Origin of the sequence: Pseudoalteromonas tunicata (assembly GCF_002310815.1) — a bacterium.
Taxonomy (GTDB): Bacteria; Pseudomonadota; Gammaproteobacteria; order Enterobacterales; family Alteromonadaceae; genus Pseudoalteromonas; species Pseudoalteromonas tunicata.
On the sequence record NZ_CP011032.1, the window covers coordinates 530,038 to 552,045 of the forward strand.

The following is a 22,008-nucleotide window of genomic DNA, read 5'->3' on the forward strand; positions in this document are numbered from 1 at the left end:
TGAATTTAATCGAAAACTTATAAATAAGGCTAACAACGACTAATGTCAGAGAATTTTCAACATATTTCAGTATTAATGGAAGAAACCATTGACGCATTGGACATCAAACCGGATGGCATTTATATCGATGGTACCTTTGGCCGTGGCGGTCATTCGGGTGAAATACTGAAAAAATTAGGTGAAAATGGCCGATTACAAGCCATTGATCGCGATCCGCAAGCGATCAAGGCAGCTCAACGTTTTGCTGATGATGCTCGTTTTTCTATCGCACATAATACCTTTTCTGAAATTAAACTGGTTGCCGAAGAAGCTGATTTAATCGGTAAAGTTGATGGTATTTTATTAGATATTGGTGTGTCTTCACCACAACTTGATGATGCTGAGCGCGGCTTTAGTTTTATGAAAGATGGCCCGCTTGATATGCGTATGAACCCAAGTGCAGGGCGAAGTGCAGCAGAGTGGCTAGCGGTCGCAGATTTAGAAGAGATCACTTGGGTAATTAAAACGTACGGTGAAGAAAAATTTGGTCGTCGTATTGCGCATAAAATTTTAGAAACGCGCGTGCACACCCCTATCACAAGCACAGCACAACTGGCGAAGTTGATTGATGAGGCTGTGCCTGTGAAAGATAAACACAAGCATCCTGCAACGCGTGCATTTCAAGCTATTCGTATTTATATAAACAGTGAACTTGAAGAGATTACAACGGCATTAAGTGCCTCATTAGAAGTATTAAAACCCGGTGGTCGTTTGGTAGTGATCTCGTTTCACTCACTGGAAGATCGTATCGTTAAACAATTTATTAAAAAGCAAAGTAAAGGCGAAGCTTTACCACGTGGTTTGCCATTAACGAATGCTCAGTTACAACAAAAATTAACGTTAAAAGCAATTGGTAAAGCGATTAAACCGGGCGAAGAAGAACTTGCCCGAAATAGCCGTGCGCGCAGCTCCGTTCTTCGCATAGCCGAGAGGTTAGGGTGAGCCAAAAACCGATAATTCGGCAACCCAACCTCTTTGCAGAAATTGCGGGGAGACTTTTTAGGGAGAAGTTCACTTCGGGGCTGCTTTTTCTTATTCTTTTATCTGCTTTGGCGGTGGTGCAAGTGACGCACTTTTCCCGCCAAGAGCTGATGAAGCAAGACAAGTTATTACAACAACGTGATGAGTTTGATTTGGAATGGCGTTACTTATTAGTTGAGCAAGAGTTTTATGCACAACATGCGCGTATCGAAGAGATCGCTAGTAAAAAATTACAAATGAAACGACCCGATAGTAAAGATGAACAGGTGGTAATGCTGCCATGACAGACGGCCAACGAAAAAAAGTAGCTTCAAGCTTTATAGCATGGCGGTTTTTCCTCGTCTCTATTGTTATAGCTGCTGTTTTTGTTGCTTTGGCTTCTCGTGCTGCTTATATCCAAATTTTAGAACCGGATATGGCGATCGATGAAAATAATAAACGTACTTTACGGGTTGAAGCATTACATGCCCAGCGTGGGATGATCTTTGATCGTCATGGTAAAGAGCTTGCTGTCAGTGTGCCGGTTGTAAGTGTGTATGCAGACCCAAAAGCGCTTGAAAAATCATTGCAACAAAAAGTATTAAAACTTGCCAAAAAGCAGGGTGAAAATATTGATGCATTGCAAAAAAATTCGACCGAATTAGCTAAACGCAGCGCCGAAATTTATCACAATGACCCGCGTTGGCGTGAACTTGCTGAAGTTTTGCAAAGCCCACAAAATGAAATTAATGATCGTTTACGTGATGACTTAAGTCGCCGTTATGTATATTTAAAACGCCAAATTACTCCCGCTGTTGCCAACTATATCGATAATTTAAACCTTCCTGGTATTCATTTATTAGATGAATCGAAGCGTTATTATCCTGCAGGTGAAGTCTCTGCTCATGTTGTTGGTTTTACTAACATTGATGGCGAAGGGATTGAAGGGATTGAAAATTTATTTGATAAAGCATTAACCGGTGCTGATGGCCGTCGCACAGTACGAAAAGATGCGCAAGGGCGCGAAATAGAAGTGCTTGATGAGCGCGAGCGTATTGAGCCTGAAAATATTACCTTAAGTATTGATCAGCGTATTCAGGGAATTGCCTATAAAGCGCTGAAATCAGCGGTTCTCAGTTTTAAAGCTACATCGGGCTCTGCGATGGTGGTGGATGTTAAAACTGGCGAAATATTGGCTATGGTGAACAGCCCATCATTTAATCCGAATAATTTAGCTGACTCTGCGCCGCATAAACGTCGTAATAGAGCTGTGACCGATTTATTTGAACCAGGTTCAACCGTAAAACCTTTATCGGTATTAGCTGGGCTTGAATATGGCTCGATTGCGATTGATGAAGTGATTGATACTCATCCGGGTTGGATGCGGGTAGGTGGTCGTCTTGTCACCGATCCTCGTAATAATAAAGAAATGACGTTGCGCGAAATTTTAAAAAAATCAAGCAACATGGGTGTTGCTAAAATTGTACAAACATTGCCAAAAGACTATCTAGTGCGTTTTTTTCAAAAAGCGGGTTTTGGCGAAGATACCGGCACTAACATGGTAGGTGAAAGTAGTGGGTTGTATCGGCCAGATCGTCGATGGTCTGACTTTGAAATAGCTACTTTATCTTATGGTTATGCGGTCTCTGTTAGTACTGCACAATTAGCGCGTGTTTATGCCACGCTCGGCTCTGGTGGTATTTCTCGCCCTCTAACTATTTTAAAGCAAGAAGACCCCATGCCTGGAGAGCGCATTATGCAAGAGCATAATGTAAAAGCTGTCGTTCAAATGATGGAAAGTGTTTTTGAACAAGGCGGCACAGCGCCCAACGTTAAGGTTGATGGTTATCGTGTAGCGGGTAAAACTGGTACCTCGATAAAAGCCGTAGCGGGTGGTTATGGTGATGAATATGTAGGTTATTTTGCCGGTGTTGGTCCAGTATCAGACCCGCGTTTAGCTGTGGTTGTGATGGTTAATGAGCCCGGTGGTGATGTGTATTATGGTGGTGCTGTTTCAGGCCCAGCCTTTGCGGAAATTATGTCAGGTGCATTACGTATGCTTAATGTAGCACCGGATCTTGAAACATTTGCCACTTTAGATTCGGAGAGCAATGATGGCTGATCTTGCCCCAATATTAGCGCGTTTTGCTATCAGCCATGAATCCATAGATGTGCAACATCTAGTGCTCGATAGCCGTAAAATAAAAACCGGTGATGCCTTTATCGCCATTAAAGGCCATAGCCAAGATGGTGGTTTATTTGTTGAGTCTGCACTGGCTAATGGTGCGGCGATTGCGTTAGTTGATGAGCAATGCGAATGCACTTTTGCTTCCGATAAAATAATTAGAGTGGCTCAGTTAGATAAAAAACTGGCGCAATTGAGTGCTCAGTTTTATGGCAAGCCGAGTGAAGAATTAGCTTTAATTGGCGTAACGGGTACCAACGGTAAGTCAACAATTACCAGCATGATTGCCTATTTAGCACAAGTCTGTGGCAGTAAAAGTGCGGTGATTGGCACATTAGGTTGGGGTCATCCCGATAAACTAAATGCGCTTGCCAATACCACGCCATCGTCAGTTGAGTTACAAGCTATTTTGGGGCAACTGCATCAAGCAAGTCATCAAGTGGTTGCGATGGAAGTCTCTTCTCATGGTTTAGTGCAAGGGCGTGTTGCATGTACGCGATTTAAAGCGGCAGTATTTAGTAATCTATCACGCGATCATCTTGATTATCATGGTGATATGCAAAGTTATGCTGATGCTAAACTTATGCTGTTTACTGAGTGTAATCCTGAAATATCAGTTATAAATCAAGATGATGAAGTTGCCAAGTTATGGTTGATGCAACCAGAACTTATGGATGCTGTAGTTTATGGGCAAGGTAAAACGACTACCCATACTGGGCGTTATGTTTTATTTGATGATGTGCAATACAGCGGGGATGGTTTAAGTGCACAGTTTTACACCAGTTGGGGTAATACAGAGATAAAATGCCCTTTATATGGCCAATTTAATCTTTATAATCTCGCCGCTGCATTTGCGACCTTGTTGGCGCTTGGTTATTCAATCGATTTGTTAGCTCAGGCGGTGAGTAAATTATCACCTGTAGCAGGGCGAATGCAGCCATTTAGCGAAGCGAACAAACCAACTTGTGTGGTTGATTATGCCCATACTCCTGATGCCTTAGCGCTGGCGTTGCAAGCGTTACAGCTACATGTACCAGGTAAAGTGACGTGTGTATTTGGTTGCGGTGGTAATCGCGATAAAGGAAAACGAGCACTGATGGCGCAGGCTGCCGAGCGTTTTGCAAATAAAATAATTGTCACCAGTGATAATCCGCGTAATGAAGACCCAAAAGCTATCATTGCGGATATTTTGGCAGGGTTTAATGACACCACTCATGTTTTAAGTGAAGAAGATCGTGAGCAGGCGATAAAAATGGCGATTGAACAGGCAGAGCCTGAGGAAGTCATTTTAATTGCAGGTAAAGGCCACGAAGATTATCAGCTGATCGGAACGCAAGTATTGCCGTTTTGCGATCGAGCTCAAGTAGTAAAATATTTAAAAGGATATGGCCAATGATCCCAATGGACTTAAATTGGATTGCAAGCGTTTTGGCTGTGTCTTTCGAAGGGCAAAATCAGCAAGTTTTAAATATCAACACCGATACACGCACGATAAAAGCAGGTGAGGTTTTTTTAGCAATTAAAGGGCCAAATTTTGATGGTCATAAATTTGTTGAGCAAGCCGTTGCACAAGGTGCTGTTGCTGTGATTGTTGATCATTCAGTTAAGGTTCAAGTACCGCAGTTTATTGTGCCCGACGCTCGGTTGGCATTAGGGAAATTAGGGGCTGCTGTTATGGCCGAAGTAAATCCTAAAACCATCGCAATTACAGGAAGTGTCGGAAAAACCACAGTCAAAGAAATGTGTGCCGCTATTTTATCGCAGCACGGTGAGGTTTTGGCTACAAAAGGTAATTTTAATAACGATATTGGTGTGCCATTAACGTTATTGCGCCTTGAGCCTAAACATCAATATGCGGTGATTGAACTGGGCGCAAATCATATTGGTGAAATTGCTTACACTACCGATTTGGTTAAACCAGATGTAGCCGTGGTATGTAATGTTGCCGCTGCTCATATTGAAGGTTTTGGTAGTTTAGATGGGGTGGCACAAGCCAAAGGTGAGATTTTTAGCGGTTTGAAAGCTGGTGGTATAGCGGTTATTAATGCAGATAGTCCTTATGTCGACTATTGGCTGACAAGTCTTGATAAAAGCACTCTATGCCAATTTTCAATGAGCCAACAACTTGATGTCTGGCCTGAAAATATTCATTTAGATAAATTAGGTCGCGCAGGTTTTGATTTATGCACTCCAACAGAGCGTATTGCGGTGCAACTTCCTATTGCTGGAAAGCACAATATAACCAATGCGTTGATTGCCTGTGCGCTGACCTTACCCTTAGGTGTGACGCTTGCACACGTTGCCCAAGGCTTGGCATCTATGCCCATGGTACAAGGACGAGTTAATTTAATTGAAGTTAATGATAGCTTGACTGTGATTGATGATACCTACAATGCGAATGTGCAGTCGGTTAAAGCAGGGATAGACTTACTTGGCCAAATTGAAGGTCATCAAATTTTTGCCTTTGGTGATATGGGTGAATTGGGGGCTGATGCGCGTCAGTACCACGAGGAAGTTGGGCTTTATGCGCAGCAAAAGGGAATTGATACTTTTTACAGCTTAGGGGTATTAAGCCGTTATGCCAGTGATGTTTATCAAAAAGCAGGGTTGCACTTTTCTTCTCGCCAACAGTTATTAGCAGCGATTTTAAATGACATTGCTCACGTTGAAGGACCGATTACTATTTTGGTAAAAGGCTCTCGTAGTTCACGAATGGAGTTATTGGTACAAGATATTGTCGCCAGTGCTCAACATAAAAATAATAATGGAGCACAACCATGCTAGTTTGGTTAGCGGAATATTTAACACAGTACTATTCAGGTTTTAATGTTTTTTCATACCTGACATTCCGCTCTATTTTAGGCATTTTAACTGCCTTACTTATCTCGTTATATTTTGGTCCTAAAGTCATTCGCTATTTGCAAGATATGCAAATAGGTCAAACGGTTCGCACCGATGGCCCGGAATCCCATTTAGTTAAATCAGGAACTCCTACTATGGGTGGGATCTTGATTTTGGCTTCAATTTTTTCAAGCACCTTGTTATGGGCTGATTTAAGTAACAAATATGTATTGGTGACTTTATTTGTGATTGGATCGTTAGGCGTAGTTGGTTTTGTTGATGACTATCGCAAAGTAGTGCGTAAAGACAGTAAAGGCCTTATTGCACGGTGGAAATATTTTTGGCAATCAGTCATTGCGTTAGCAACAGGGATATTTTTATACAGCACTGCAACATTAAGCGCAGAAACATCACTGGTGGTGCCATTTTTTAAAGAGTTACTACCGCAACTGGGTATTTTCTTTATTGTGATGAGTTATTTTGTGATTGTCGGTACCTCAAATGCAGTAAACCTGACCGATGGATTAGATGGTTTAGCAATTGTGCCAACAATTTTAGTAGCGGGAGCATTAGCGTTTATTGCTTATGTCACCGGTAACATTAATTATGCAGCGTATTTACACCTTCCGCATATTCCTCTAGCCAGTGAGCTGGTGATTGTTTGTACCACTATTGTTGGCGCGGGATTGGGTTTCTTATGGTTCAATACTTATCCAGCGCAAGTATTTATGGGTGATGTTGGTTCGCTTGCGCTAGGAGGTGCTTTGGGAATTATTGCTATTTTAGTGCGCCAAGAGTTAGTGCTTATCATCATGGGCGGTGTGTTTGTGATGGAAGCCGTGTCGGTTATTTTACAAGTTGGTTCCTATAAATTAAGGGGGCAACGAATTTTTAGAATGGCTCCGATACATCATCATTATGAATTAAAAGGGTGGCCTGAACCTCGGGTGATAGTGCGTTTTTGGATTATCTCCGTGGTCTTGGTTTTAGCTGGCTTGGCGACGTTAAAGATAAGATAAATGAATTACTTAACGCGGTTGAAAACAAAAAAAATAATTGTGCTTGGGCTCGGTGTTTCCGGTCTGAGCACAGTGCGTTTTCTGCTAGGTCAAACGATTAATCCGATTGTAGTTGATAGTCGCGCAAAGCCGCCAGGAGCTGAATGGTTAACCTCCCAGGCTCCTCATTTGGTTTGCTATTTTGGCTCTTTATCGCAAGCACCACTGACAGAGGTTGATATGATCATTATCAGCCCAGGCATTGCTCTTAGTACTCATGAAGTACAACAAGCAATCGCTGCTAATGTCGAAGTGATAGGTGATATTGAGCTGTTTGCGCGTATAAACGATAAACCAGTTGTTGCAGTAACCGGTTCTAATGGTAAATCAACCGTGGTGACATTGGCTGCTAGGGTCTTGGCTGATGCCGGTTACAACGTTGGTTTAGCTGGTAATATTGGTATTTCGCCACTGGATTTATTTGCCAGTGAGATTGATGTATTTGTACTTGAACTCTCAAGTTTTCAATTAGAAACCACTACTAGTTTGGCTCCTATCAGTGCGACCATCCTTAATTTGTGTGAAGATCACATGGATAGATATGCTGGCATGGATGAGTATTACGCCGCAAAACAGACTATTTATCGTAATGCACAATGGGCAGTGTATAACCAAGCTGATTTACTGACGTATCCACATGAGGCTAAAGCCACGTTAAGCTTTGGCGAATCTGGTAGCGATTATCACTTAGAACATGATGAGTCAGGCTCATTTTTTGCCTATCAACAGCAAACGATTTTACCTGTAAGCGATTTGACGATTGTTGGCAAACACAACCAGCTTAATGCCCTTGCTGTGATGGCGTTATTGAAACCGTTTAATATCGATTCATTTGTTTATTCAACTAGTTTTAAGGCTTTTACCGGGCTTGCCCATCGCTGCCAATTTGTGGCTCAAATTGATGGCGTGAACTTTTACAACGACTCAAAAGCGACCAATGTAGGCGCGTGTATTAGTTCGATAGAAGGTTTATACAGTCCAAATAAACGTTTGATTTTAATTGTCGGTGGTGACGGTAAAGGTGCCGATTTTAGTCCACTTCAGTATTATTTTGCAGCGCAAGTCACTGAGCTAATTTGTCTTGGCCGTGATGGGAAAGCATTAGCTGCGCTAAAAGCCGGTTCGCATTTTGTCAGCTCGATGGCTCAAGCGGTGGCGTGTGCCAAAAAACTCGCAGCCTCAGGTGATAATGTACTGCTGGCACCTGCCTGTGCGAGTTTAGATATGTACAGCAATTACATGGCGCGAGGTGATGATTTTGTCCACTGTGTGACTGAGGAAGAATTATGACCTTAGTTGAGCAAATTCAATCCCGTTTTTTTGCAAAAAAATCAGATAGCTTGTTTGATACAAGTTTGGTGTATTGCGTGCTGCTACTTGTTGGGATTGGTTTTGTGATGGTTAATAGCGCATCAATGCCTGTTTCTGAGCGCATTTATAATAATCCGTACCACATTACCACTCGTCACTGCATGTTTTTAGGTATGAGTTTTATCTTATTTTGGTTTAGTACCAGCATCCCAATGACGTGGTGGAAACGCTTTAACATGCCTTTGTTATTCGTAGGCTTGGGTTTATTGATTTTAGTCTTAATTGTTGGGCGTGAAGTAAATGGCTCAAAACGGTGGATCCCTATTGGCCCTGTTGGCTTGCAGGCGGCTGAGGTTGCCAAGCTTTGCTTCTTTAGTTACATCGCTGGTTATTTAGTACGTAAACGTGAAGAGGTGCAAGAAAATATCAAAGGTTTCACTAAGCCTATGATTGTATTTGCGGTATATGCCTTTTTAATTTTAATGCAGCCTGATTTAGGCACGGTATTAGTGATGTTTGTCACTACCGTGGGTTTGTTGTTTTTAGCTGGCGCAAAAGTATGGCAGTTTTTAGCCCTAATTATGACTGGTGCAGGCTTAGTGACGCTGCTAATTATTTTTGAACCATACCGTATGGCGCGAGTTGTAAGTTTTTTAGAGCCTTGGGATGACCCATTTGGCAAAGGGTATCAGTTAGTTCAGTCCTTAATGGCCTACAGCCGCGGTGGTTGGTTTGGGCAAGGCTTAGGTAATAGTGTGCAAAAGTTACAATATTTACCTGAAGCACATAACGATTTTATCTTTGCAGTGATAGGCGAGGAACTTGGTTTTATTGGTGTGGTCAGTATTTTATTAGTGATTGGTACTTTGGTTTATCGCGCATTTAATATCGGTCAAAAAGCTTTAAAAGCGGGCAAAGAGTACGAAGGTTATTTAGCCTTGGCTATCGGTATTTGGATTGCATTTCAAAGTGTAGTTAATGTTGGTGCAAGTGCCGGTTTATTGCCAACCAAGGGATTAACGTTACCTTTTGTATCTTATGGTGGGTCGAGTTTAATGGTAATGACGATAGCGATAGGTGTGCTGCTTCGCATTGATTTTGAAGTAAATATGGCAACACGCCAAGCGACCGGAGGGCGAAAGAAATGACCAAAAAGCTAATGGTCGTCGCAGGTGGTACTGGTGGGCATATCTTCCCAGGTATTGCGGTTGCAGAGTATTTAAAACAGCAAGGTTGGCAAGTGGTTTGGCTTGGCACCGCTGATAGAATGGAAGCGCAAGTTGTTCCTAAACACGATATCGCAATCCGTTTTATTGAAGTTAAAGGCGTGCGTGGAAATGGTTTAAAACGCCTATTCGTTGCTCCTTTTATGGTGTTAAAAGCAATTTGGCAAGCGCGTAAAGTTATGCAACAAGAGCGCCCAGATGTATTACTAGGCATGGGCGGTTATGTGACAGGTCCTGCTGGTATTGCTGCTAAAAGTTTAGGTATCCCGCTGATTGTGCATGAGCAAAATGCAGTCGCCGGTTTAAGTAATAAATTATTAGCCAAAATGGCGAACAAAGTGTGTGCTGCTTTTCCAAGTGCCTTTGAAGACGGAGTTGCTACTTTGGTTGGCAATCCGGTGAGAAGGAGTGTATCAGCAATTGGTCATCAATTTGAGTCAGAGCATTGCAAAATTTTAGTGGTAGGTGGCTCTTTAGGTGCCAGTGCGTTGAACGAACAACTGCCTGCAGTATTTGCAGAACTTCAACAAGTAAAACCTTTATCAATTTGGCATCAAACCGGTAAAGGCCAGCTTGGTGGGGTAACTGAGCAATATAATAAATTAGCACTGGAAGCCAAAGTGGAGCAGTTTATTGATGATATTGACCTTGCTTATGCATGGGCTGATATTGTGGTTTGCCGAGCGGGTGCACTCACTGTGAGTGAAATAGCTGCGGCAGGTAAAATGGCATTATTTATTCCATTTCCGCACGCTGTGGATGATCATCAAACTGCAAATGCAGGGTATTTAGTGGATAATCAAGCCGCATTATTATTGCAACAGCGTGATATGGAAACCGGGGTCTTAGTGAATATGCTCAGACCCTATGTTGAAAATAATGAATTAATTAGTGAAATGGCCGTGCGAGCTAAAGCATTAGCTAAGCTCGATGCAACTGAGCAAGTTGCGAATTTTTGTCAACAATTGAGCCATTAAAAAGAGAAAGAGAATTAAGTGAATCAAATAAGTAAATTACCCGCGATGCGACGTGTTGAATCTATCCATTTTATTGGCATAGGTGGCGCGGGTATGGGTGGGATTGCAGAAGTACTCGCCTATGAAGGCTATAAAATTACCGGCTCAGACATTGCCGATAACGCCATGACTAAACGACTAGCCGGCATTGGCGCCAAAATTTTTATTGGTCATCAGGCAAGTAATGTTGATGACGCAAGTGTGGTGGTGGTTTCAAGTGCAATTGATCAAAAAAATCCAGAAATAATTGCTGCGCAACATAACCGCACGCCCATTGTACGCCGAGCTGAAATGTTGGCCGAATTAATGCGTTTTCGCCATGGTATTGCCATCGCGGGCACGCATGGAAAAACAACCACGACCAGTTTGATTGCGAGTGTATTTGCCGAAGCAGAGCTCGATCCTACGTTTGTGATTGGCGGATTATTAAATAGCGCTGGCACAAACGCGAAGCTTGGTTCAAGCCGCTTTTTAATTGCTGAAGCCGATGAAAGTGATGCCTCATTTTTACATTTACAGCCAATGGTATCAGTTATCACCAATATTGAGGCGGATCATATGGATACGTATCAAGGTGATTTCGAAAATATGAAAGATACCTACATTGAGTTTATCCATAACTTACCTTTTTATGGCTTAGCTGTAGTGTGCTGTGATGATGAAGTGGTCAAAGAGTTGATCCCGCGTTTTGGTCGAAAGTTTTTAACTTATGGTCAATCGAGCCAAGCGGATTACCGCATGAGTGACTTTGTTCAATCGGGCAATACAAGTCAGTTTGTGGTGACTGATAAGCAGGGGCATAGCTTAAATGTCAAATTGAATATGCCCGGTTTACACAATGCGCTTAATGCAACTGCAGCCATAGCAGTTGCTAAAGATGAAGGCATAGCAGACGATGCAATTATTCGTGCATTGGCCAAATTCGAAGGCATTGGCCGTCGTTTTGAGCATTATGGTAATTTTGCAACCGAGCGTGGAGATATCATGTTGGTTGATGATTATGGCCATCATCCATCGGAAGTTGCTGCGACTATAAAAGCTGCCCGTCAAGGTTGGCCTGATAAACGTTTAGTGATGGCCTATCAACCTCATCGTTATACTCGCACCCGTGATTTATATGAAGAGTTTGTGCAGGTTTTAGCTGAAGTTGATTTATTACTGCTGCTTGAAGTTTATCCTGCAGGCGAGCAAGCAATCGCTGGTGCAGACAGTAAAAGTTTGTGTCGTAGTTTGCGCCAACGTGGCAAAGAGCCTGTGTATATTTCAGGCCCTAGCGAGTTAACATCGGTACTTAGCGAAGTGCTGCAAGGCAATGACTTAGTCCTCACTCAAGGAGCGGGGAATATTGGTCAGTTAGTTAAAGTGCTGGCAGAAACACAATTAGATATTGAAAAATTAAAACAGGTGAAGGCATGAATCCACAACAATTTGGCAAAGTAGCAGTACTAATGGGTGGTAGTTCAGCAGAACGCGATGTCTCATTACGTTCGGGCCAAGCTGTATTAAATGCTTTGATATCGCAAGGTGTTGATGCATTTGCTTTTGATCCTGCAGAGCGCAATTTATTCGATCTTAAGAGTTTACAAACCGACAGGGCCTTTATTGCTTTGCATGGCCGTGGTGGTGAAGATGGCACCATTCAAGGTGCACTTGAGTTTTTAGGTTTACCTTACACCGGTAGTGGTGTTTTAGGTTCAGCATTAGCAATGGATAAAGTACGTTGCAAAGAGCTATTTAAAGCCCGCGGTTTAAGCTCGGCTGAGTTTGTTGTAGTTGAGCAAGGTGCGCAGTTTGATAGCCAAGCCATTATTAACGAATTTGGCGCTGTAATGGTAAAGCCAGCTCATGAAGGATCAAGCATTGGTATGGCAAAGGCAGCAACCGCCAGTGAATTAAATGAAGCCATCAGTAATGCGTTTCGTTTTGATGACACTGTGATGCTTGAAAAGTGGATTACCGGGCGCGAATTTACCGTCACTATGATTTCAGGAGTCGCACAACCGATTGTTGAAATGGTGACGCCGCGTGGTTTTTATGATTATGAAGCAAAATATCAAGCGAACAGTACACAATATTATTGCCCCGCAGAGCTGAGCCAATCAGAAACGGAAAATTTACAGCTGTTAGCACAGCACGCATTTAAGTTAGTTGGTGCCAGTGGTTGGGGTCGAGTTGATGCAATGCGCGATCAGGCAGGGCAATTTTACCTGCTTGAGGTAAATACGGTGCCAGGCATGACAGAGAAATCGTTAGTACCTATGGCAGCAAAGGCAAATGGTATGAATTTCAGTCAATTAGTTATAAATATATTGGAGCAAACGCTTTAATATGAAACAATTTCTAGAAACCTTAAATCACTTAAAACAGCGCATCGATTGGTCGCTGGTTTTTGGATTGGGTTTCTTTTTGTTTATTGTGATTTTACTTGCTCAAAGCTTTGTTGCGGTCAGTAACTGGATGGCAAGTGATAAAAATAGTCAGATAAAACAAGTAACTGTATTAGGTTTGCCAGAGCATACATCGGAGCAACAAATTTTAGCTGCGATCCGAAAAGCAGATTTATCGAGCTTTTTTGAGCTAGATGTGAACGAAGTTCAAAAGCAAGTTGTTGAATTACCTTGGGTTGCAAGCGCTTCCATTCGTAAACAATGGCCAGATACATTAAAAGTGTACGTGGTAGAACACGTACCTGTGGCAATTTGGAATGATGACCAATTATTAAATAATTATGGTGAAGCATTTCAAGCGCCCAAAAGCTCGATAAAAGAAAGTTTACCTAGCTTATTTGGTCCAGAAGGTAGCGAGCAAGAAGCGTGGCAAACGTTTCAGCAGTTTCATGAACTGTTTTATATCAATAATTTTAAGCTAATCAGTTTAGCGTTGTCTGAGCGTTTCTCATGGCAGCTTTGGTTAGATAACGGCATAAAGTTAAATTTAGGTCGCGAAGAAAAAGCGCAGCGGGTACAGCGATTTATCGATTTGTATCCCTATATGTTAAAACGCAAGGATGCAGAGGTCGATGTGGTCGATTTAAGGTATGATACTGGATTGGCAGTGAGCTGGAAGCCATTGTCATCTCAACAATTACAACAACAAAAGAGTAAAGCATGACGAAGTCAGCGGAGCGTAATCTAGTAATTGGACTTGATGTGGGCACATCTAAGGTCGTTGCGACGGTTGGCGAAATTACAGCAGATAACAAAATAAGTATTGTTGGTGTTGGCACACAAGTGTCGCACGGTATGGACAAAGGTGGCGTGAATGATTTGAACTTAGTATCAGAATCAATTCAACGTGCAATCGATGCCGCCGAAATTATGGCTGACTGTCGTATTAGTTCGGTTTATTTAGGTATTTCTGGCAAGCATATTCAGTGTCAAAACGAAAATGGTGTTGTCGCAATAAATAATGCTGAAGTAGGTCCTGATGACATCGAAAATGTCATACATATCGCAAAATCAGTACCAATTTCTGCTGAGCGTAAAATGCTGCATGCTTTGCCACAAGAATACAGTATCGATATGCAAGAAGGTATTAAAAACCCGCTCGGTATGAGTGGTGTACGTATGGAAGCCCGAGCACATATTATTACCTGCTCTAATGATATGGCGAAAAATATTGAGAAATGTGTTGAGCGTTGTGGTTTGCAGGTAGACCAACTTATATTTTCGGCTTTGGCATCGGGTTATTCAGTATTAACTGAAGATGAAAAAGAATTAGGGGTTGCGGTGATTGATATTGGTGGTGGCACCATGGATATCACAATTTATACCAATGGCTCGTTACGTCATTCGGCCGTAATTACTGTTGCTGGAAATCAGGTAACGGGTGATATCGCAAAGATATTTCGTACCCCAATTTCACACGCAGAAGCAATTAAAGTGCAATATGCATGTGCAAGTAGCCAAAGGGCTAGCACAGAGGATACTATAGAAGTCCCAAGTGTGGGTGGGCGACCTGCAAGAATCATGTCGCGTCATACTTTGGCGGAGGTTGTTGAGCCTCGTTTTAGAGAACTATTTGAATTAGCGATGGAAGAAATCCGCCGCTCAGGCCTAGAAGAACAAATAGCTGCCGGTGTTGTTCTTACTGGTGGTACAGCAAAGATGGCCTATGCGTTGGAAATAGCAGAAGAAATTTTTCAAATGCCTGCACGTGTCGGTAGTCCAATCGGGATGGTTGGTCTTTCAGACTATGTAAATGATCCGTCATTTGCTACAGCAGTAGGGCTTTTACAATATGGCCGTACGATGCAAGTAGCCAATGCGCGAAAATCTACAGAAAGTACAAGCGCAAATTGGTGGAACCGTGTCACTAAATGGTTCCAAGGTGAATTTTAAACTCTAGTCGGAGAGTGAATATGTTTGATTATATGGAACAGCACAGCGAAGAAGCTGTCATTAAAGTCATCGGTGTGGGCGGTGGCGGTGGTAATGCTGTTGAACACATGGTGAAACGCCAAATTGAAGGCGTGCGTTTTATTACTGCAAATACGGACGCTCAAGCGTTACGTAAATCGTCTGCTGATATTACGGTGCAGTTGGGTACTAAAATTACGTCTGGATTAGGAGCGGGCGCCAATCCAAATATAGGTCGCCAATCTGCTGAAGAAGACATTGATACCATTCGTGCCAGTCTTGAAGGTGCTGACATGGTCTTTATCGCCGCTGGTATGGGCGGTGGTACTGGTACAGGTGCAGCCCCTGTGGTTGCAAGACTTGCAAAAGAGATGGGGATTTTAACCGTTGCAGTGGTCACTCGCCCATTTGACTTTGAAGGTAAAAAACGTGCAGCCGCCGCAGATCAAGGTATTGCGGAGCTTGCGGAAGTTGTAGATTCACTTATTACAATTCCTAACAATAAATTGCTTAAGGTTTTGGGCAAAGGTACGACATTATTAGATGCATTCGCAAAAGCGAATGATGTGCTTTATGGTGCTGTGCAAGGTATTGCAGAACTAATTACCCGCTCAGGTTTAATTAACGTGGATTTCGCCGACGTACGAACTGTTATGTCAGCAATGGGAACTGCGATGATGGGAACGGCATCAGCAACAGGTCCTGATCGTGCGCAAGAGGCTGCAGAAGCTGCAATTTCAAGCCCATTATTAGAAGACGTTGATTTAACTGGTGCAAAAGGTATTTTAGTTAATATCACAGCGGGTATGAATATCGCGATTGAAGAGTTCGAAACAGTAGGTAATCACGTTAAAGCGCTTGCATCAGAAAATGCAACGGTTGTAGTGGGTGCTGTTATTGATCCTGAAATGACCGATGAGTTACGTGTAACAGTTGTAGCAACTGGTTTAGGCGGTGATCGTCGACCACAATTTGGTATTGTAGAAAGCAGTGCCAAAAAAGTTGCAGGTTCTGATGTCTCTTCAAATCCAGGTATGTTTGTGCCTAGTTTTGCAAGTCAGACCAGTACACAGCAAACTTCAAGTAATGTTGAAGCGCCTGTAGTGAAAGAGCCGACAGCGGCACCTAAAAAGCAAGCTGAAGGCGACTATTTTGATATTCCAGCTTTTTTACGTAAACAAGCTGATTAATAAATAGACAGGGTAATTGTCAGCTGGTCTTAGTTATGCTAAGATCCGCGACCATTTATTTTAAACCATAGAATAAGCGATTTAGCCTATGATTAAACAACGTACAATTGGTGAGTTAGTTAGTACCATAGGAGTTGGGCTTCATAAGGGAGAAAAGGTCTCTTTAACTCTCCGACCTGCCGCAGCGAATACTGGGATTGTATTTCGTCGCGTTGACCTTGATCCGGTTGTGGACTTTTACACGACACCTGAAGCCGTGGGCGATACTCAACTTTGTACTTGTTTAATCAATAAAGATGGCGTGCGCTTATCGACTACTGAGCATTTAATTGCTGCGATTGCTGCTTTAGGCATCGACAACCTTGTTGTTGAATTAGATAGTCCTGAAGTGCCAATTATGGATGGTAGTGCGCTACCATTCATTTACTTGATCCAAAAAGCGGGTATCAAAGAGCAGGCAGTTGCCAAGCGCTTTATTCGCATTACTGAGAAAGTACGTGTGGAAGACGGTGACAAATGGGCCGAAATTGAACCTTATGATGGTTTTCACATTGATTTTCAGATTGATTTTAATCACCCTGCAATTAATGACAGCCGTCAACGTATCGGTTTAGACATTACAGCACAAAGCTTTACCCAAGAGATAAGCCGTGCCCGTACATTCGGCTTTATGAAAGACATTGAATATATGCATGCAAATAACCTCGCATTAGGTGGCAGCATGGATAACGCAGTGGTATTAGATGAGTACAAAGTACTTAATCCAAATGGACTTCGTTATGCTGATGAGTTTGTTAAGCATAAAATTTTAGACTGCGTTGGTGACTTATTTATGACAGGTCACAATTTACTTGGCAAAGTAACAGCATTTAAGTCAGGTCATGATTTAAATAACAAGTTACTACGCAAATTAATGGCAACTGAGTCGGCATGGCAATGGGCGACCTTTGATGAGTCCGTGACTATGCCTGCGCCAGGTCTTGAATTAGCACACGCATAATTCATAGCAATATAAAAAAAGCTGACTTTAGTCAGCTTTTTTTATATCTAAATGATAGGTTTATGCCAAGTCAGGTGAGATTAACGATTAACTTTGATTAATTAACGCTTGGCTTTATTGGCATGAGCGGCTAGTTTTTCGAGCTTTGCTTTGAGTGATGCTGGGGCATGTTCTGCCACTTCGAGTAATGAATCGGCTGTTTGTTGACTTAATACTCTGCTGTTTACCACAGGTTGTGCTTTTTGTTCTTGAGCACGCTGATTGGCAGCGGCATGAGGTGAGGTTTGAATTTTTATTTGGCTCAGTTCAGGCAAACCATTTTTGCGTAAATCAGATAAGATACTCATCTTCATATAATTTAAGCGCATAGCGACCGCAGCTGACTGTGCTTCAATTATTAAGATTGAATCTCGATAGTTGCTTATGCGACATTTTTGCGCCATAGTGGCGCCGACACACTGTGTCAGTAGTTCTTGATGGTGATTAAGCTGTTGGCTTTTACCAATATAAGATGACATTCGGCTCGACATATTTGCCATAAGATCATCCAAGGTTTTTGGTGCATATCTGTCTTTAGCCATAGTGAGCAACGTAGTACTTATGAGTTTAATTGAAGTAAAAAAAGCGACTGTGCGTCCCTTTAATCCGATCGCATGGGGATGCGGCTTTGTCTGTGTCTTGTTAAGTGTCAGTGTAGTCCTCAACGTCTACCAGTGGCAAGCGCAAACGAAAGAGCGAGAGCATGTTGCCGTAAGCCTACAAAAAGTCAAGGCTGAATATCAACAGCATAATACTGATGTAGTAAATTTGCGGGCTAAAACCCAAGATCACTTATTGGCGTATCAAATGAAATTGGCTCAATTACAAGGTGAAGTTAATCGTCTTGCAGCATTGGGTGAAAAATTAGCTGAGGTTGCGAGTATTCCCGAAAATGAATACGATATGCTGCAATCGGTAGCTCAAGGTGGTCCTGCAACGGAAGATATTGCGTCTTCACAATGGGTTGCATTGGATGTATTCAAAGAAATTGATCAAATAGACTTGGCGCTAGCCAGTCAAGCGCATAAAATGTCGCTACTTGAATCTGTGTTAATGAATCACCATATAGAAGAAAGTTCACAAATTTCGGGTAAACCTGTTACACAGGGGTGGTTATCATCTTATTTTGGTGTTCGCAAAGATCCATTTAGTGGGGAACCTGCGATGCACAAAGGATTGGATTTTGCTGGAATAGAAGGTGATGCTGTCATCACGACAGGTGCAGGAGTGGTCACATGGGCGAGCGAGCGCAGTGGTTATGGTAATTTAGTTGAAATTGACCATGGCCAAGGAGTCGCAACACGTTATGGCCATAATCGTACCATTTTAGTCAAGGTTGGTGATGTAGTTGAAAAAGGGCAGGCGATAGCTGAATTGGGTAATACGGGACGTTCGACAGGCGCCCATGTTCATTATGAGTTATTAAATAATGGCGAAGCTACCAATCCACTACGTACTGTATATCGCACAAGTGCAAATTAGGCGTTAGCAGAGGCTGACAAAAACAAGGGTTGTAACGGTTTTATCATGATAGCTAATTTACTTACCAAAATTTTTGGTAGTCGCAATGATCGCACCATTAAAAATTTAAGAAAAACAGTGGCGCTGATTAATGCACTAGAGTCGCAAATTGAAGCATTAACAGATGACGAATTAAAAGCAAAAACTGCACAATTCCGCAAGCGTTTTGATGATGGTGAAACGCTTGACGAGATTCTGCCAGAAGCATTTGCTGTTGTCCGTGAAGCATCAAAACGCGTATTTAATATGCGTCACTTTGATGTGCAAATGATTGGTGGCATGGTATTGCACCAAGGTCGTATCGCAGAAATGCGCACCGGTGAAGGTAAAACCTTAACCGCATCACTTCCAGCTTACTTACATGGTTTAAGTGGTAAAGGTGTTCATGTTATTACGGTGAATGATTATCTCGCCAAACGTGATGCCCAAACAAACCGTCCATTGTTTGAGTTTTTAGGCTTAAGTGTTGGTTGTAATGTTCCGGGTATGAACTCATACGAAAAGAAAATCGCTTACCAAGCTGATATTACCTACGGTACTAACAATGAGTTTGGTTTTGATTACTTACGCGACAATATGGCGTTTTCACCTGAAGAGCGTGTTCAGCGCGCACTCAACTTCGCTGTTATCGATGAAGTGGATTCAATCTTAATCGACGAAGCACGTACCCCATTAATTATTTCTGGCCCTGCAGAAGATAGCTCAGAGCTTTACATTGAAATTAATAAAATCGTTCCACTCTTAACTCGTCAAGAAAAAGAAGACGAAGAAGGGGTTGAAGGCGATGGTGATTTCACGATTGATGAAAAGGGTAAGCAAATTCATTTGACCGAACGTGGTCAAATTAAAGTTGAAGACTTGTTGCTTGAGCGTGGATTAATGCAAGATGGTGAGTCGCTTTACTCTGCGGCAAACATTACCTTGTTAAGCCATGTTTATGCGGCTTTACGCGCTCATAAATTATTCCAAAAAGATGTCGACTATGTGGTAAAAGACAATGAAATTATCATTGTTGATGAGCACACAGGTCGTACAATGGAAGGGCGTCGTTGGTCTGAAGGTTTACACCAAGCTGTTGAAGCAAAAGAAGGTGTAAAAATTCAAAATGAAAACCAAACATTAGCATCAATTACATTCCAAAACTATTTCCGTATTTACAATACACTGTCGGGTATGACGGGTACTGCAGATACTGAAGCGTTTGAGTTCCAATCAATTTATGGATTGGACACTGTGGTTATTCCAACTAATAAGCCAATGATCCGTGATGATCGCGCTGACTTAGTCTATTTAACTCAAGAAGAAAAGTACGAAGCAATCTTAAAAGATATCATCGATTGTCAAAAACGTGGCCAACCTGTTCTTGTTGGTACTATTTCAATCGAAAGCTCCGAGTACTTGTCACAGTTCTTACGTAAAGAAAAAATTCAACATAATGTACTAAACGCTAAGTTCCATGCGCAAGAAGCTGATATTGTTGCTGACGCTGGTTTACCAGGTAAAGTAACGATTGCCACTAACATGGCGGGTCGTGGTACTGATATCGTGTTAGGTGGTAACTGGCAAGCACAAATTGCTAAGTTAGAAAACCCAACTGACGAGCAAATTGCAAAAATTAAGCAACAATGGCAAGAAACTCACGATGCAGTAATCGCTGCTGGTGGTTTGCATATTATTGCGACTGAGCGTCATGAATCACGCCGTATCGATAATCAGTTACGTGGTCGTTCAGGTCGTCAAGGTGATGCAGGTTCAAGCCGTTTCTACTTATCAATGGAAGATTCATTGATGCGCATCTTTGCTGGTGATCGCATGACTAATATGATGCGCAAGTTAGGTATGGAACGTGGTGAAGCGATTGAGCATCCATGGGTGAACCGCGCCATTGAAAACGCCCAGCGTAAAGTAGAAGCGCGTAACTTTGATATCCGTAAGCAATTACTTGAATTTGATGATGTTGCCAATGATCAGCGTCGTGTTGTTTATTCACAACGTAACGAATTACTTGATGAAGGTGATATTTCTGAAACGATTGCGGCAATTCGTAAAGACGTATTAAACAATAAGATAGATCTTTATATTCCACCACAGTCATTGGCTGAAATGTGGGATATTAAAGGCTTAGAAGATTGCTTAAAAGCTGATTTCTTAGTTGATTTACCTGTGCAGCAATGGCTTGATGAAGACAATAAGTTGTTTGAAGAAAAGCTACGCGAACGCATTGAACAAAGTGTCGAAGCTGCTTATCAACATAAAGAAGAAATGGTGGGAGCTCAAGTACTTCGCCAGTTCGAAAAAGCAATCATGCTGCAAAGCTTAGATCAACATTGGAAAGATCATTTAGCGGCAATGGATCATTTGCGTCAAGGTATTCACTTACGTGGATACGCGCAAAAAAATCCAAAGCAAGAATATAAACGTGAATCGTTTGAATTGTTCACGCAAATGCTTGAAGATCTAAAAATTGATGTTGTTAGCATTTTAAGTAAAGTCCAAGTGCGCGCCGAAGAAGATGTTGAAGCTGTTGAAGCGCAACGTCGTCGTGCTGAAAATGTTGAGCGTCAGTATCAGCATGAAGAAGCTGAGCAAGTTGGTGGTGAAGCACCACAGGCTCCAAGTATGGTTCGCGCTGAACCTAAAGTGGGTCGTAATGATATTTGTCCATGTGGCTCAGGCTTAAAGTACAAGCAATGCCATGGTAAATTGAAATAATCATTACCATTGTTTAAAAAGCGACTTCGGTCGCTTTTTTATTGTGAAAAATTAACTAGAGAATGTAATGGAAAGTACAATAAATCCGGATAAAAAAGTGGTTCATGTTGCGGTTGGAATTATTAAACGTGAACAAGATATATTCATTTGTAAACGGCCTGACGATAAACATCAAGGCGGGAAGTGGGAGTTTCCGGGTGGTAAAGTTGAAAAAGGCGAAACGGTTACGCAAGCACTGCAACGTGAACTAATTGAAGAAGTTGATATACATGTACAAAGTTCGAGTCCGTTTATGGAAATTCATCATGATTATGGTGATAAAGCGGTACAGCTTGATATTCATTTAGTTGAAGATTTTAGTGGTGAGCCAATTGGACTAGAAGGTCAGCAGGGTCAATGGGTAGCGATTGATAAACTTGATAACTTTCAATTTCCAGCTGCTAATGTACCAATTTTAGCAAAGCTCATTGAACTGATAAAATAATCATTTTATTTTATCTTTTAGTGCCATAATAATCTTCTATGCTGCTGATAAATTATATAGGGACACCA

General features: G+C 42.0%; 19 protein-coding genes. 18 read left to right on the top strand and 1 reads right to left on the bottom strand.

Annotated elements, in window-relative coordinates:
* Window positions 1–42: 42 nt before the first annotated feature.
* The 15 genes from rsmH to lpxC all read left to right on the top strand — a co-directional run bounded on the left by rsmH (window position 43) and on the right by lpxC (window position 17,184).
* Window positions 43–981 (top strand): 16S rRNA (cytosine(1402)-N(4))-methyltransferase RsmH, encoded by a 939-nt coding sequence (gene rsmH / locus PTUN_RS02415; RefSeq protein ID WP_009838096.1) that lies wholly within the window; start codon window positions 43–45, stop codon window positions 979–981.
* Window positions 978–1,304 carry a cell division protein FtsL gene (gene ftsL / locus PTUN_RS02420; protein ID WP_040643800.1) on the top strand — a complete coding sequence of 109 codons (327 nt, stop codon included), beginning with the start codon at window positions 978–980 and terminating at the stop codon, window positions 1,302–1,304. The genes rsmH and ftsL overlap by 4 nt, the downstream gene beginning before the upstream one ends.
* Window positions 1,301–3,121, top strand: coding sequence for a peptidoglycan glycosyltransferase FtsI (locus PTUN_RS02425; protein WP_009838098.1), 1,821 nt, complete (start codon window positions 1,301–1,303; stop codon window positions 3,119–3,121). Before ftsL ends, PTUN_RS02425 begins: the two co-directional genes overlap by 4 nt.
* Window positions 3,114–4,580, top strand: a complete 1,467-nt coding sequence (gene murE, locus PTUN_RS02430; protein WP_040643802.1) for a UDP-N-acetylmuramoyl-L-alanyl-D-glutamate--2,6-diaminopimelate ligase — start codon at window positions 3,114–3,116, stop codon at window positions 4,578–4,580. The genes PTUN_RS02425 and murE overlap by 8 nt, the downstream gene beginning before the upstream one ends.
* Entirely contained in the window at window positions 4,577–5,968 is a 1,392-nt protein-coding gene (locus tag PTUN_RS02435; protein ID WP_009838100.1) for a UDP-N-acetylmuramoyl-tripeptide--D-alanyl-D-alanine ligase, read from the top strand. The genes murE and PTUN_RS02435 overlap by 4 nt, the downstream gene beginning before the upstream one ends.
* Window positions 5,962–7,044: a phospho-N-acetylmuramoyl-pentapeptide-transferase gene (mraY, locus tag PTUN_RS02440; RefSeq protein WP_009838101.1), complete on the top strand. Its 1,083-nt coding sequence runs from the start codon at window positions 5,962–5,964 to the stop codon at window positions 7,042–7,044. The genes PTUN_RS02435 and mraY overlap by 7 nt, the downstream gene beginning before the upstream one ends.
* Window positions 7,045–8,373, top strand: coding sequence for a UDP-N-acetylmuramoyl-L-alanine--D-glutamate ligase (murD, locus tag PTUN_RS02445; RefSeq protein WP_009838102.1), 1,329 nt, complete (start codon window positions 7,045–7,047; stop codon window positions 8,371–8,373).
* Complete coding sequence (gene ftsW / locus PTUN_RS02450) at window positions 8,370–9,542, top strand: cell division protein FtsW (RefSeq protein WP_009838103.1); 1,173 nt, start codon at window positions 8,370–8,372, stop codon at window positions 9,540–9,542. The genes murD and ftsW overlap by 4 nt, the downstream gene beginning before the upstream one ends.
* Complete coding sequence (gene murG / locus PTUN_RS02455; protein ID WP_009838104.1) at window positions 9,539–10,597, top strand: undecaprenyldiphospho-muramoylpentapeptide beta-N-acetylglucosaminyltransferase; 1,059 nt, start codon at window positions 9,539–9,541, stop codon at window positions 10,595–10,597. Before ftsW ends, murG begins: the two co-directional genes overlap by 4 nt.
* A 45-nt stretch (window positions 10,598–10,642) precedes the next feature.
* On the top strand, window positions 10,643–12,052 hold the full coding sequence (gene murC, locus PTUN_RS02460; protein ID WP_050760031.1) for a UDP-N-acetylmuramate--L-alanine ligase: 1,410 nt from the start codon (window positions 10,643–10,645) through the stop codon (window positions 12,050–12,052).
* Window positions 12,049–12,963 carry a D-alanine--D-alanine ligase gene (locus tag PTUN_RS02465; RefSeq protein ID WP_009838106.1) on the top strand — a complete coding sequence of 305 codons (915 nt, stop codon included), beginning with the start codon at window positions 12,049–12,051 and terminating at the stop codon, window positions 12,961–12,963. Before murC ends, PTUN_RS02465 begins: the two co-directional genes overlap by 4 nt.
* Window position 12,964: 1 nt before the next feature.
* On the top strand, window positions 12,965–13,747 hold the full coding sequence (locus PTUN_RS02470; RefSeq protein ID WP_009838107.1) for a cell division protein FtsQ/DivIB: 783 nt from the start codon (window positions 12,965–12,967) through the stop codon (window positions 13,745–13,747).
* A complete protein-coding gene (gene ftsA, locus PTUN_RS02475) occupies window positions 13,744–14,976 on the top strand; it encodes a cell division protein FtsA (RefSeq protein WP_009838108.1) in 1,233 nt (410 codons plus the stop codon). Before PTUN_RS02470 ends, ftsA begins: the two co-directional genes overlap by 4 nt.
* A 20-nt stretch (window positions 14,977–14,996) precedes the next feature.
* Window positions 14,997–16,184: a cell division protein FtsZ gene (ftsZ, locus tag PTUN_RS02480; protein ID WP_009838109.1), complete on the top strand. Its 1,188-nt coding sequence runs from the start codon at window positions 14,997–14,999 to the stop codon at window positions 16,182–16,184.
* Between the two features lie 88 nt (window positions 16,185–16,272).
* Window positions 16,273–17,184 carry a UDP-3-O-acyl-N-acetylglucosamine deacetylase gene (gene lpxC, locus PTUN_RS02485; RefSeq protein ID WP_009838110.1) on the top strand — a complete coding sequence of 304 codons (912 nt, stop codon included), beginning with the start codon at window positions 16,273–16,275 and terminating at the stop codon, window positions 17,182–17,184.
* A gap of 101 nt (window positions 17,185–17,285) precedes the next feature.
* Here lpxC and PTUN_RS02490 read toward each other — a convergent pair whose 3' ends face one another.
* Window positions 17,286–17,765 carry a DUF721 domain-containing protein gene (locus PTUN_RS02490; RefSeq protein WP_009838111.1) on the bottom strand — a complete coding sequence of 160 codons (480 nt, stop codon included), beginning with the start codon at window positions 17,763–17,765 and terminating at the stop codon, window positions 17,286–17,288.
* A gap of 19 nt (window positions 17,766–17,784) precedes the next feature.
* Between PTUN_RS02490 and PTUN_RS02495 the strand changes: the two genes are divergently transcribed.
* The 3 genes from PTUN_RS02495 to mutT all read left to right on the top strand — a co-directional run bounded on the left by PTUN_RS02495 (window position 17,785) and on the right by mutT (window position 21,940).
* Window positions 17,785–18,705, top strand: coding sequence for a M23 family metallopeptidase (locus tag PTUN_RS02495; protein WP_009838112.1), 921 nt, complete (start codon window positions 17,785–17,787; stop codon window positions 18,703–18,705).
* A gap of 45 nt (window positions 18,706–18,750) precedes the next feature.
* A complete protein-coding gene (gene secA / locus PTUN_RS02500; RefSeq protein WP_009838113.1) occupies window positions 18,751–21,456 on the top strand; it encodes a preprotein translocase subunit SecA in 2,706 nt (901 codons plus the stop codon).
* A gap of 67 nt (window positions 21,457–21,523) precedes the next feature.
* Complete coding sequence (gene mutT, locus PTUN_RS02505) at window positions 21,524–21,940, top strand: 8-oxo-dGTP diphosphatase MutT (protein ID WP_009838114.1); 417 nt, start codon at window positions 21,524–21,526, stop codon at window positions 21,938–21,940.
* Window positions 21,941–22,008: the final 68 nt, after the last annotated feature.

Coding starts and splice junctions, on each gene's coding strand:
- rsmH (WP_009838096.1), top strand. CDS start 43: ATGTCAGAGAATTTTCAACATATTTCAGTATTAATGGAAGAAACCATT.
- PTUN_RS02425 (WP_009838098.1), top strand. CDS start 1,301: ATGACAGACGGCCAACGAAAAAAAGTAGCTTCAAGCTTTATAGCATGG.
- murE (WP_040643802.1), top strand. CDS start 3,114: ATGGCTGATCTTGCCCCAATATTAGCGCGTTTTGCTATCAGCCATGAA.
- PTUN_RS02435 (WP_009838100.1), top strand. CDS start 4,577: ATGATCCCAATGGACTTAAATTGGATTGCAAGCGTTTTGGCTGTGTCT.
- mraY (WP_009838101.1), top strand. CDS start 5,962: ATGCTAGTTTGGTTAGCGGAATATTTAACACAGTACTATTCAGGTTTT.
- murD (WP_009838102.1), top strand. CDS start 7,045: ATGAATTACTTAACGCGGTTGAAAACAAAAAAAATAATTGTGCTTGGG.
- ftsW (WP_009838103.1), top strand. CDS start 8,370: ATGACCTTAGTTGAGCAAATTCAATCCCGTTTTTTTGCAAAAAAATCA.
- murG (WP_009838104.1), top strand. CDS start 9,539: ATGACCAAAAAGCTAATGGTCGTCGCAGGTGGTACTGGTGGGCATATC.
- murC (WP_050760031.1), top strand. CDS start 10,643: ATGCGACGTGTTGAATCTATCCATTTTATTGGCATAGGTGGCGCGGGT.
- PTUN_RS02465 (WP_009838106.1), top strand. CDS start 12,049: ATGAATCCACAACAATTTGGCAAAGTAGCAGTACTAATGGGTGGTAGT.
- PTUN_RS02470 (WP_009838107.1), top strand. CDS start 12,965: ATGAAACAATTTCTAGAAACCTTAAATCACTTAAAACAGCGCATCGAT.
- ftsA (WP_009838108.1), top strand. CDS start 13,744: ATGACGAAGTCAGCGGAGCGTAATCTAGTAATTGGACTTGATGTGGGC.
- ftsZ (WP_009838109.1), top strand. CDS start 14,997: ATGTTTGATTATATGGAACAGCACAGCGAAGAAGCTGTCATTAAAGTC.
- lpxC (WP_009838110.1), top strand. CDS start 16,273: ATGATTAAACAACGTACAATTGGTGAGTTAGTTAGTACCATAGGAGTT.
- PTUN_RS02490 (WP_009838111.1), bottom strand. CDS start 17,765: ATGGCTAAAGACAGATATGCACCAAAAACCTTGGATGATCTTATGGCA.
- PTUN_RS02495 (WP_009838112.1), top strand. CDS start 17,785: ATGAGTTTAATTGAAGTAAAAAAAGCGACTGTGCGTCCCTTTAATCCG.
- secA (WP_009838113.1), top strand. CDS start 18,751: ATGATAGCTAATTTACTTACCAAAATTTTTGGTAGTCGCAATGATCGC.
- mutT (WP_009838114.1), top strand. CDS start 21,524: ATGGAAAGTACAATAAATCCGGATAAAAAAGTGGTTCATGTTGCGGTT.